General features: G+C 50.8%; 10 protein-coding genes. All 10 read right to left on the bottom strand.

Annotated elements, in window-relative coordinates; translation table 11 throughout:
* Positions 1 to 7: 7 nt before the first annotated feature.
* Positions 8 to 2,167, bottom strand: coding sequence for a polysaccharide biosynthesis tyrosine autokinase (locus B7988_RS05875; RefSeq protein ID WP_088657191.1), 2,160 nt, complete (start codon positions 2,165 to 2,167; stop codon positions 8 to 10).
* Between the two features lie 175 nt (positions 2,168 to 2,342).
* On the bottom strand, positions 2,343 to 2,984 hold the full coding sequence (locus B7988_RS05870) for a nucleoside monophosphate kinase (RefSeq protein ID WP_088657190.1): 642 nt from the start codon (positions 2,982 to 2,984) through the stop codon (positions 2,343 to 2,345).
* A 123-nt stretch (positions 2,985 to 3,107) separates the two neighbouring features.
* Complete coding sequence (locus B7988_RS05865) at positions 3,108 to 5,645, bottom strand: ATP-dependent Clp protease ATP-binding subunit (RefSeq protein ID WP_073322060.1); 2,538 nt, start codon at positions 5,643 to 5,645, stop codon at positions 3,108 to 3,110.
* Between the two features lie 13 nt (positions 5,646 to 5,658).
* A complete protein-coding gene (locus B7988_RS05860) occupies positions 5,659 to 6,333 on the bottom strand; it encodes an ABC transporter ATP-binding protein (protein WP_073322063.1) in 675 nt (224 codons plus the stop codon).
* A 2-nt stretch (positions 6,334 to 6,335) separates the two neighbouring features.
* A complete protein-coding gene (locus B7988_RS15395; protein ID WP_256375149.1) occupies positions 6,336 to 6,458 on the bottom strand; it encodes a hypothetical protein in 123 nt (40 codons plus the stop codon).
* 81 nt (positions 6,459 to 6,539) lie between these two features.
* A complete protein-coding gene (locus B7988_RS05855) occupies positions 6,540 to 7,673 on the bottom strand; it encodes an ATP-binding protein (RefSeq protein ID WP_088657189.1) in 1,134 nt (377 codons plus the stop codon).
* Positions 7,674 to 7,802: 129 nt separating this feature from the next.
* Positions 7,803 to 8,819, bottom strand: a complete 1,017-nt coding sequence (locus B7988_RS05850) for a fibrobacter succinogenes major paralogous domain-containing protein (RefSeq protein WP_249268874.1) — start codon at positions 8,817 to 8,819, stop codon at positions 7,803 to 7,805.
* 7 nt (positions 8,820 to 8,826) lie between these two features.
* Positions 8,827 to 10,074 carry an ABC transporter permease gene (locus B7988_RS05845; protein WP_088657187.1) on the bottom strand — a complete coding sequence of 416 codons (1,248 nt, stop codon included), beginning with the start codon at positions 10,072 to 10,074 and terminating at the stop codon, positions 8,827 to 8,829.
* A gap of 17 nt (positions 10,075 to 10,091) precedes the next feature.
* Entirely contained in the window at positions 10,092 to 10,478 is a 387-nt protein-coding gene (locus B7988_RS05840) for a four helix bundle protein (RefSeq protein WP_088657186.1), read from the bottom strand.
* 81 nt (positions 10,479 to 10,559) lie between these two features.
* Entirely contained in the window at positions 10,560 to 12,065 is a 1,506-nt protein-coding gene (gene lysS, locus B7988_RS05835; RefSeq protein WP_088657185.1) for a lysine--tRNA ligase, read from the bottom strand.
* Between the last annotated feature and the right edge of the window lie 82 nt (positions 12,066 to 12,147).

Raw genomic sequence — 12,147 nt, 5'->3', positions numbered from 1 at the left:
GTCGTAATTACTTTTTCTTTTTGTCTTTGCCGTAATAGCTGTACTTACCATAACCATAGCTGCCGTAGCCATAGCCATGACCATCGGATTCGCAATGGTTCATCACGAACGCGCGAGGCTTGCCTTCGCAGCAACGGTCGAGTTTCATCATGGATTCCTTGATCTGATCCATGGAATGCTTGCCGTAATGGAGAACAAACAAAGCGAAGTCCACAATCGGGTAAATAAGTTCGGAATCCGTCACCAGTTCCAGAGGCGGCGTATCCACAATCACAATATCAAACTTACTCTTGGCTTCATCCAAAAGGTTCTTGAAGTTGTCGCCGCGCAAGAGTTCACTCGGCGACACATCGGTCTTACCGGCACCAAGCACATACAGGTTCTTGGTAATGGAATCGGCCACAGCGTTATCCAAGGAGCACTTGCCTTCGAGTACATCGCCCAAGCCCTGCTTGCGGTGGCTATATACCACGCCGCGACGCATGTCGGCATCGATGAGCAAAGTCTTCTTGCCAGAGCCCGCAAAAAGGGCAGAAACGTTCTTGGAAACAAAGGACTTGCCCACGCCCGGAATCATGCCCGTCACCATCATGACGCGCAAATCATTCGTTGCAAATTCAATAGCCGTATAAAGAGAACGAAGCGCTTCGCTTGACGGCGAATCTGGGTCGTCTTCGACCAGGGGTTTCGTATTCTTGCCCTTGTTGCGCTTGAGGAGAATCGCGTTTTCGGCCTTCGGAATCTTGGCGTAGACGCTAATGCCGGTTTCACGTTCAATTTCAAGAGAACTGCGAACACCTCGCTTGGTCATCTGCAACAGGTAAATCAGCAAGGCACCCAAAAGGAACGCTCCGCCAACGCAACCGGCAAAGATAACCTTCTTGTTCGGCTTGCTGGGCTTGCGTTCGATCTGGGCGTAGTCCACAATACGCACGTTACCCACTTCACCGGCGCGCACCACGCGGAGCTGCTGAATGTTGTTAAGCATTGCCGTATACTGGGCGTTGTTCACGGCCACTTCTTCTTGCAAGCTCATCACGTCTTGCTGGGTACGCGGCATATTTTCGGCAGACTTCTTCAAACGGGAAAGTTCAGAACGCAAGCGGCTCTGCTGTTGCATAATAGTCTGGACAGCCGGGTGTTCTTCCTTGAACAAGCGCGTTGCTTCCTGACGTTGCTGTTCCAGTTCCAAGACTTGCTTTTCCAATTCCGAGACCTTTTCCAAGTGAACTCTGGTTTCACCCGTCATGTCCACAGAACCAATTTTCAAGCGGTAGTCTGCCAGCTTCTTTTCGGCAGAATCCAACTTAGCCTTAACTCCCGGAAGCTGATCTTCCAGGAATTCCAAAGTCTTTTCAGCTTCGGCGCTGCGCATTTCCACATTCTGGCGCAGATAAATATTCGCAATTGTGTTCAAAACAGAAGCAGCCTTGTCAGCATAGCGATCCGTATAGGACACTCCTATGATACCAGTCTGTTTTCCCTTTTCGGCCACATCAAGCTTTTTAACCAAGCCTCGGACTGCATCTAGCGGTTCGGACTGAACAAGAACAAACCGCTGACCAGGTCTTGCTAGCAAATGTTTAACATGAACTCTAAGAGTATCTCCACCATAGGGAGCTGATAGCGACTCGCCTACTTTCCCTTGCAAAAGCTTTACGCCTTCGGGAGTATAAACGGCAAATTCATTGTCGCCGACAACCTCGGCAGTCCACTTTTCAATGCGGGCAATTTCAGGAATGTAAAGGTCTTCAAGGTCCATGCGGCCTTCCTGATGGAGCAAGCGGTCGATGGCGCCCTTCGGGTAAGCGTTAAAGCATAGACGTTCCTGTTCGACAACATAGGTCAGAACCATGCGACTCTTCAAAAGTTCGATTTCGGCTTCGGCAGGAGAGGCAACGTCCAAAAGGGCACCCATTTCGCCCATGGCCTTCCCAGCCTTGTTACCCTTCACGTCAATCTGTAAAAGGGCATCGCTCGTAAACTGCGGACGCATCCAGTTCGAAGCCAGGAAACCTGCCGCGCAGCCGAGAACAATACAAAAAGCCAAAAACAGCTTATGCTTCAAAAGCAAACCTAAGACTTCGAGGATATCGATTTCGTCTTCATCCTTATGGTTTGCTGAAGAAGTAGAGCCTATAGAATTATACTGATTATTCAGTTCCATTTTCATCCTTTCTTGATCTTCATTTACAAAAATAGAAAAAGAGGCCGCAGAGCATGTCCGCGACCTCTTTGTATAAGCTAGAAAAGCTTTATTTCTTCTTAGCGTTCTTCCGTGAGCCGCTGGCGACTCATCGTAATGAGTCGTCGAGGCGAGAGCAAAGGCCAAGCGTAGTTTACTACTTCTTTTTAGCCTTTGCGGTCTTCTTAGCCGGAGCCTTCTTTGCAGAAGCCTTGCAGAACTTCACGTAGGCAGCGAGGGTGTCGCAGAACACTTCGTCCGGAGTGTTATCGCCGTTGATGCGGCTGATGATGGACTTGCTGTACTTGCCGAGAACCTTGGCGGTAGATTCCTTGTAAACCTTGAGACGGTTCTTGATTACGGCTTCGTCGGCGTCGTCCTTGCGGCCTTCGATTTTCGCGCGGTTGAGGAGGCGGGCCACGATGGTCTTTTCGTCCTTGATGTCGAGCACGAAGATGTGCTTCACGTCGACCACGGATTCAATGAGCTTGACCTGGGCAACCGTGCGAGGAATACCGTCGAGAAGGAGGGTATCCTTATCCGGGTTCACCTTGTTGGTGTTGATGAGGCCTTCGATGAAGCGGCCGAAAATTTCCACAGTGGCTTCGTCCGGAACCAAGAGGCCCTTGCTGGAATAAGAAGCGAGAAGCTTGCCGGATTCGCTGGAAGGAGCAATGCCACGGAAGATATCGCCCGTGGAAATGTGCTTGAGAGACGTAGTAGCAGCGAGCTTTGCGCCGACGGTACCCTTGCCGGAACCCGGTGCGCCAAAGATAAGAACTGCAGGAATTTTAGCCATTGTATAACCTCTTGGGTTTGATTGTTGAATTTTTTCGCGGGTAAATATAAAAAATGTGTAATGTGTGATGTGGAATGAGAAATTAATCATTACACATTTCACACTTCACATTTCACATTGCTATTAACTCGGTAACGCCTCGGATGTGAACTTGAGCTTGTTGTTTTCGACATCGATGGAGATAGTCGAGAAATCCTTGTAGATTCCAAGGAGCAAGCCTTCGGCAATTTCGTCTTCCACCAGGTTCTGGATGGAGCGGCGAATCGGACGCGCGCCGAGTGCAGAATCGTAGTTGTGGGACACGATGAATTCCTTGGCCGCTTCAGAAACTTCCAAGAGTATTCCGCGTTCAGACAAGTTCTTCTGCAAGAAGGTCAGCTGAATATCTACGACAGAAGACAGGTCCTTCTTGGTCAACGGGCGGAACACGATCTGCTCATCCACACGGTTCAAGAACTCCGGAGAGAACACGCGCTTGACTTCTTCGCGGATGGCCGTTTCCATACGTTCGTAGTCGTCGGTCTCCCCCATCTTGGTGAATCCCATGCCGCTGCTGTGGCGCACTTCGCGAGCGCCCGCATTACTCGTCATGATGATGATGGTGTTCTTGAAGTTGATTTTGCGGCCGTAGCTATCCGTAAGGATACCGTCATCCAAAATTTGCAGGAGCAAGTTGTAGATATCCGGGTGAGCCTTTTCGATTTCGTCGAGGAGTACCACGCAGTAGGGACGCTTGCGCACCTTTTCGCTGAGCTGTCCACCGCTATCTTCAAAGCCTACGTATCCCGGAGGCGCACCAATCAGGCGGCTCACGCTATGCTTTTCCATGTATTCGCTCATGTCGATACGAATCATGGATTCTTCGCTACCAAACAAGCATTGGCTTAGGACCTTCGCCAGTTCCGTCTTACCGACACCCGTAGGGCCAAGGAACAAGAAACTACCCATGGGGCGTTTTGCGCTGCGAATACCTGCACGGGTACGGCGAATGGCCTTCACCACGGCATCTACAGCCTGGTCCTGGCCAATCACGCGTTCCTTGATTTCGTCACCGAGCTTCAGGAGTTTCTGAGTTTCTTCACCGGCGAGACGACTGATAGGAATGCCCGTCATCTTGCTGATGCAGTCGCGGATTTCGTTTTCGTCTACCACCGGCAAGTCTGCCGAGTCTTCCTTATTCAAGGCTTCGCGGCGTTCGGCGATGCGGTTCGTCAATTCTTCAATCTTGTCGCGGAGGGTTGCAGCCGTTTCGTACTGCTGGTCGGCAATCGCCTCTTCCTTCTTTTGCATGGTCGCGGCAAGTTCGTCTTCCATTTCCTTGAGGTCTTGCGGCGTACGAATCGAATTCAGGCGCACGCGGGCGCCGGCTTCATCGAGTACGTCGATTGCCTTGTCCGGTAAGAATCGATCGCTGATATAGCGTTCGGCGAGCGTCACCGCGGCACGAATCGCTTCGGGCGTATAATGTACCTTGTGGTGCTGCTCGTACTTCGGACGAAGTCCTTCCAGAATCTGGATAGAATCTTCGGAATTAGGCGGATTCACGACAATCGTCTGGAAGCGGCGTTCAAGAGCGGCATCCTTTTCGATGTACTTGCGGTATTCATCGATCGTCGTTGCACCAATGCACTGGAGTTCGCCTCGGGCGAGCGCCGGCTTAAAGATGTTGCTGGCATCGAGGCTACCTTCGGAGCCGCCCGCGCCCACAATCGTATGAAGTTCATCGATAAAGAGAATCACCGAATTATCGACGCGCTGGAGTTCCATAATCAGGCCCTTCACGCGTTCTTCGAACTGGCCGCGGTACTTGGTGCCTGCCACCATGGCAGCCACATCAAGCGTCACCACGCGCTTGTTCATCAAGAGTTCCGGAATCTTCTTCTGAACAATCTTCTGGGCAAGGCCTTCGATAATCGCCGTCTTACCTACGCCCGGTTCACCGATAAGCGCCGGATTGTTCTTTTTGCGGCGGCAAAGAATCTGGATCAAGCGTTCAATTTCGCGACCACGCCCGATAATCGGGTCGAGCTTGCCCTGCTTGGCAAGCGCCGTCAAGTCGCGACCGAAGTGATCGAGAATCGGCGTCTTGGAACGGCTCTGGCTACGCACCTGCTGGCGCGTGTCACCGCGACCCTGCCCCATAAAGCGGTCATCGCCATCCATGCCCTCGCCCTCTTCGCCAGAAGGCTGGCCGTTCATGGCCTCACGCTTGATCTGCTGCAAAGTGCTTTCGAAATTTTCGTAAGTCACACCAAAAGTCGAAAGCGTACCTGCCGCCGGAGATTCGGCCTGCTGCAAAATCGCAAGCATCAAGTGTTCCGGGCCAATATACTGGTCCCCTTCTTCTTTGGCAATTTTTGCCGCATTAAAAAGGGCTGCCTTACAACGCGTGGTAAAAGAAAGCAGCGCACCGTGAGCATCGCCCACAGTCATAATGCCACCGTTCGTCGTCAACGAGCGCTGTACATTTTCACCAAGTTCATTCAAATTGATTTTGAGGGCGCGCAAGGTTTCGGCAGCAAAGCCGGAATCTTCGCGCACAAGGCCGAGCAGCAAATGTTCGGTCGTAACGCTGTCGCTACCTAAGTTGCGGGCCGCAATGCGGGCAGCCTGCAAAACAGCCTTTGCTTTCTTTGAAAAAATACCGTTGATATCAGACATATTTCTCCTTAAGCTACTGAATGACGCCGCCGTGCATCACGACACGCCTTTTTGCAAAACTAGCCAATTTTTCGTCGTGCGTCACAATCAAGAAAGCCTGATTAAACTTTTCGTTGAGTTCACCAATCAATTCGTTCAGCATCGCAGAATTCGCCTCATCGAGGTTGCCGCTCGGTTCATCGGCCAGCACCAAATCCGGATGGTTCATGAGTGCACGGGCAATGGCCACGCGCTGGCGTTCACCGCCGCTGAGTTCACGCGGCAAATGCTTGAAGCGGTCCTTGAGGCCCACCGTTTCCAAAAGCATCGCGGCACGTTCCTTGCATTCCTTTTCAGAAGTTCCGAGAACGCGACCCGGCACGCACACGTTTTCAATCGCCGTAAATTCGCTCAACAAGTGATGGAACTGGAACACGAAGCCCACCTGCACACGATGGTAGCGGTCACGCTCGGCGTCGTTGAACTTGGAAAGCGCCTTCCCCTTAAAGAGGATTTCACCAGAAGTCGGCGTATCGAGCATCCCCACCAAATTCAAAAAAGTCGACTTACCCGAACCCGAAGAACCCGTGAGAGCCACCAGCTCACCCGCTTCCATCTCAAAATTCACACCCTTGAGGATTTCGAGCTTTTCACCCGTCTCGGAGAAAACGCGACGAAGGTTGATTGTTTGCAAAAGCTTATCGGACATATCTAATCCTTACGGGTCTCCATTTCCATTAGAATCTGAGCCAAGACTTTGTAATCCAAATACTGGATTCCCTCTTGTCCCTGATTGATTTTATCGGCCAGCTCACTATGATAGTACAAGTCCATAGCCTCTTCCAAAGAACAATTTTTTTGTTGCGCAAGATTCAAAGGATTCCTGAATCATCGTAGAAAATATACATTTTTTCATTATGAGAGCCATTCTGCATAATTTTCTGGCGTTATCGTTTCCACTTCCGCGTCGGGATAGCGGTTGGTGAACGCCTTGGTCACGCGGCTTCGTTTTCTGCTGTTCCATTTGAATTCGAACGCCTTGATTTTCGAACCCAGAACTTCCAGATAGTCCACTTCCATCTGGTCGGTCGTCCGCCAAAAATACGGTAGACCGTCAGCCCGCTTGTAGGCGTTCTTTTTCATCCGTTCGCTAATGACGTAGTTTTCCCAAAGTGCACCGACATCGTTCCGTTGGGGGATGGGGGTAAAGTCATTCAGCACGGCGTTACGAATTCCGTTATCCCAGAAATAGAACTTAACACCTTTCTTGATTTCATTTCGCAAATTACTCGAATAAGACGACAACGGAAAAACGATAAAAGCTTGTTCCAAAATTTTCAGGTATGATTCCACAAGCGTTCGCGACACTCCAAGAAGCCCCGACAATTCGTTAAACGAAACTTCACTGCCGACCTGCAAGGCTAGCGCCCTTAACAGCTTCTCTAGAACGGCGGGCTTACGAATACCTTCGTATTGCATAATGTCCCGGTATAGGTAACTTTCGGCAAGCAACTTGAGAGTCTGCTTCATGTCCGCTTCGTTCACGACAACTTCAGGATAGCTCCCAAAAACAAGGCGCAACTCCAATTTTTTGGACTCTTCTAAAAATCCGAAATATTTCTCCAGTTCTGAAAAACATAACGGAAATAATTTGTATTCAAACTTGCGCCCCGTCAAAGGCTCCTCTATGGAATTAGCCAATGAGAACGAACTGGATCCCGTGACAACAACTTGAACATCGTCGCGCGAATCCACGAGCAGCTTTACCGCACGTCCAAGATTCTGAATTTTTTGTCCTTCGTCTACAAAAACGACCTTCCTTGCGCCCATCAACTGGGTCCAGCGGTTCGCCGTCACCGTATCAAAATAATGGACATCAAGGTCGTCGTCTCCGTTCAAAAGCACGGGCTCGACAGACATTTGCCGAAAGATTTCCCTGGCAAGCGTTGTCTTGCCGCTTTGCCTCGGACCATAGACAACGATGACCTTCCCCTTGAAGAAGTTCTGCGATATATCGTCTGCAAGAATTCTGGAAATTTTGCCGTTCATGCCCCAAATATACCCTATTTTAGTCAAAAAAGTCAATATTTTGCACTTATAAACACAGAAAAACTAGATATTTTGCATTTACAAAAGCAAAATTACAAGTTTTCAACCTTTTAGGGTAACTTAATTTTTTTAGTCCTGGAGACAACGAACTGAAAGCCCGAAGTCCTTATTGTCGGTGCTCAGGCTCGCACTGCCTTCGTCGTAGCGCAAGGATATGCCGTTCGCGTTGCCGCTCTCGATCTCAGTAGAACTCCAGAAGTACGCGCCGCCGCCCTCGAAGCTGTAATCCCCATAGTAGCCCCTGTAGCCAGTAGGGAGCGCCGAGAACCCGAAAGCATCCTTGCCGTTACCACCATTCCATCCGGACGTGGACTTGAGCATTGAGCCCGCGGTTGATGAACCACCGACTGCTTTGAACAAAGATTCCCATTCTGTTTCTGTCGGCAGATGCCAGCCATCGGGGCAAATGCCCTGCACCTTTGTCGGGAGCGTGCAGGTCTTGCCGTAACCACAGTCCACACCGTTGCCACCGTCATACAAAGCAACCGAGTCAATCGCCGCCGCCCAGGTGTAAAAGCGACCGGCCACGGCACAGTTTTCAGTTCTATTATTGTAGCACCAGCAGCGCTTCAACAGGATCGGAGTCTTCACGCTATCGGAATAGTTCAAGTTTTCCGCCATCCAAACCTGGTCTCCAATCTTTATGGTCTTGTAGACCTTGTTGTCGCGGGGGTCGGTCATGGTGCCGTAGTCAATATCAGGATTAAAGCGACATTCTTTGGGAACATTCCAACTCCAGCCAGTCTCACCATCTAAAAATGCTGAGCAGTTCTGTTCAACAGATGAACTGCTAGAGACAACCTCTCCAATGCTACTACTGGAAGATTCCCCGTCAAGCGGGGAATGACGAGAAGAGGAAGAAGACTCATCCTTGCCACTTGAAGAAGATTTCAACTCGTCTTTACTGCTACTGGATTGTGCAGAACCGCTGCTAGATTCCGGGTCGATGCCTGGAATGACGCTGGAGGAAGAATCCGAAAAGTCGTCAGAAGACGTACTGCTGTCGCCATCGCATGCGGCAAGAAAAAGAAAACTAAAGACTGATGCGGTTGCTACGCAGCCTCGCAACATCTTGATTTTTTTCATACCAACCCTACTCATGCCTAATAGCTCCTACCGGATCCAAACGGCTAGCCTTCCATGCAGGGAGCAACGTCGCAGCCACACACAGTGCAATGCCGATGACAAAAATCAGAACAACGTCCATCAGGTGCACCGAAATCGGGAAGTACGGAATCACGTAGACATCGCCGGGGAGCTTGATAAAGTGGTAAGCCTCTTGCAGCTTGCAAAGCACAAGACCGATGGTGCCACCGACAATCGTTCCGCCCACGCCGATAAAGCTACCCATGAGCATAAAGACGCGCATGATTCCCGCCTTGCTAAAGCCCATGCTGCGGAGAATGCCGATTTCCTTGGTCTTGTCGATGACGACCATGATAAGGCTACTGATGATATTGAATGCGGCCACCAAGATGATGAGGCAAATCACCGCCGCCACAATGAACTTTTCGTAGTTCATCCACTTGAGGAGCGTGATGTTTTTCGTTTTCCAGTCCATGGCGTAATACGGATAACCTAACCATGACGCAAGGCTGTCCACCGCCTCGCCGGCAAGCCAATGATTGTTCAGGCGGAACTGAATGCCCGTCACCACGTCACCCAGGCCAAGCAGTTTCTGCAATTCCGGGATGCCCACGTAAGCGAGGTTTCCGTCGTATTCATAAGTACCCGTCTCGAAGATTCCGCTCACCACGCACATCATCATTTTCGGGCCACCACTTGTAACCATAGCATCAGGACTCTGGAAGGTCTGCAGCACAAGCTTGTCGCCAACTACCACACGAAGCCTGTTGGCAAGCCCTGAACCGAGAATGATTCCCGGGCGGAGCGTTCCGCTCAAGTCTTCGAGGCTATCGACCGAGTAATTACCCCACTTGATGTACTTATGGATGTCGGTCACGCCTTTGGCGGTTTCAGCATCGATACCGTAAATGACGATACCGTCGTTTACCTTCTTGGAGCTCACGCCCACCTTGTAAATGATGAACGGAGACGACGCCACCACGCGGGAATCGCGGTCGCGGACTTCTTTCATAAGGCTATCGTAAGGCGCAATGAAATCGCCGTTGTAAGCCATCACTTCGAAGTGAGCATCTTTACCGATCATCTGGGCCGTGACTTCTTCTTCGAAGCCGTTGACCGCAGCAAGCGCCACCACCAACGCAAACACGCCGATAGAAACGCCTAACATACTGAAAATGCCAATCAGCGAGACAAAGAGACTCTTACGTTGAGCCCCTAAGTAACGCCAGGCGATTAGAAGTTCGAGTTTGTTCATTCTTAGACGAGAGACGATTAGGTTCGAGGTCGTGCCTTCGGCACTTTGAGGTGTGAGGTATGAGCAATAAAGGTAAGAATCATCTTTCTTGTAGCAACAACTTTTGAACTTAAATCTTCAAAACAGAGTTCGTCAATATAATTCAAGTCATGTGCTAATTGAAGCTGATATTCTACTTCAGTGGACGAACCCACAGCAATTTGCAAGAATTGATTAAATTCTGCCTGAGTTTTTCGGCCACAACCCTCTGCAATATTTGTCGGGATAGAAGCAGAAGCTCTTCTTATTTGAGAAGTCAAACCATAGAGTTCGTCCTTCGGGAAACACTTTCCCGATACCTGATAAATATCTAACGTAAGGGCATGCCCACGTTTCCAGATTTCAAGCGAACGAAAATCTCTCATATCAGATTCCTCAGAGGGGCTTTAGCCCCGACCTCATACCTCAAAGCGACACCGCAGGTGGAGCTACCTCACACCGTGAAGCTACGCTTCGGGTTTCATCAGCGGGAAGAGCTGCACGTCGCGGATGGTCTGCTGGTTCGTAAGCAGCATGACCATGCGGTCGATGCCGAATCCCACGCCGCCGGTAGGAGGCAGGCCAGATTCGATAGCGTGCATGAAGTTTTCATCCATCGGGTGCGTTTCGCCTTCGCCACCGCGGCCGCGGCGCACCTGGTCTTCCAGGAGCTCACGCTGACGGATGGGGTCGTTCAGTTCGGTATAGGCGTTGCCCAGCTCCCATCCGTTAGCGTAGGGCTCGAACTGTTCGATGAGCCCTTCGATGGTGCGGTGCTTCTTGCAGAGCGGGGTGCTCTCGGTCGGCATGTCCTTGATGAAGGTCGGCTGGATGAGCTTGTCTTCCACGGTGAGCTCGAACAGTTCGAGGATACCGCGGCCGCGACTGAATTCGCCGTCCAGGTGGCCGCCCAGCTCTTCCATCTTGGCCTTGATTTCGTCGTCGCTCATTTCGTTGACCTTAAGGCCGCCGAACTTTTCGATAGCCTCGATCATGCTGTAGCGGGGCCACGGAGCCTTGAAGTCGATAACCTTCCCCTGGTAGTCAATCTTCGTGGTGCCGTTAGCGGCAATACAGGCGCGTTCGTAGATGTTTTCAAAATGCACCATCATGTCGTTGTAGTCGGCGTAGGCTTCGTAGAATTCGAGACCGGTGAATTCCGGGCTATGGGTGCGGTCCATGCCTTCGTTACGGAAGTTCTTGGAGAATTCGAAAACCTTTTCCATGCCGCCCACGATGCAGCGCTTCAGGTAAAGTTCCGGAGCCACGCGCAGGTACAGCGTCATGTCGCAAGCGTTGTGGTGCGTGGTGAACGGACGGGCATTTGCACCGCCGTAAATCGGCTGGAGCGTCGGAGTTTCGACTTCGATGAAACCCTTTTCGATGAGGTATTCGCGGATAGCCTGCAGAATCTTGAAACGCTTGATGAACACGTCCTTCACGTCGTCGTTCAAGGCCATGTCAATGTAACGCTGACGGTAACGGGTATCCACGTCGGCAAACTCGTTGAATACGACCTTGTTGCCGTTCTCGTCCACCTTTTCCTTAGCGACCGGAAGCGGGCGCACAGCCTTACTGAGCATGGTCACCTTCTTCACGTGCACGGAGTATTCGCCCGTCTGCGTTTCGAACATGAAACCGTTTACGCCGATAAAGTCACCCAGGTCGGTCATCTTGACGATTTCGTAGTTTTCTTCGCCGACTTCGTCGCGGGCCACCACCACCTGCAAGCGGCCATAACGGTCCTTCAGGTGCATAAAGCACATCTTTCCCTTGCGGTTGAAGCGAACCACTCGGCCAGCAAAAGCAACTTCTTCACCAGACGCCATCAGGGCAGCCTTGTTTTCTTTCAAAACCTTGGAATCATGCGTACGGTTGAACTTGTGCGGATAAGCTTCCACACCCATTTCCTTGAACTTCGCAAGCTTCGCGAGGCGAGCCTGCACCTGGTCATTCATGTCTTGCATTGCCATAATTTGGTCCTTGTTAATTTTTACGAGGACAAATGTAGAAAATTCAGAGTTCGGAGTTCGGAATTCAGAGTTAAATCAACTC

The sequence above is a fragment of the Fibrobacter sp. UWB1 genome (assembly GCF_002210325.1).
Classification (GTDB): Bacteria; Fibrobacterota; Fibrobacteria; order Fibrobacterales; family Fibrobacteraceae; genus Fibrobacter.
This window is presented reverse-complemented; position numbering and strand designations above follow the sequence as displayed.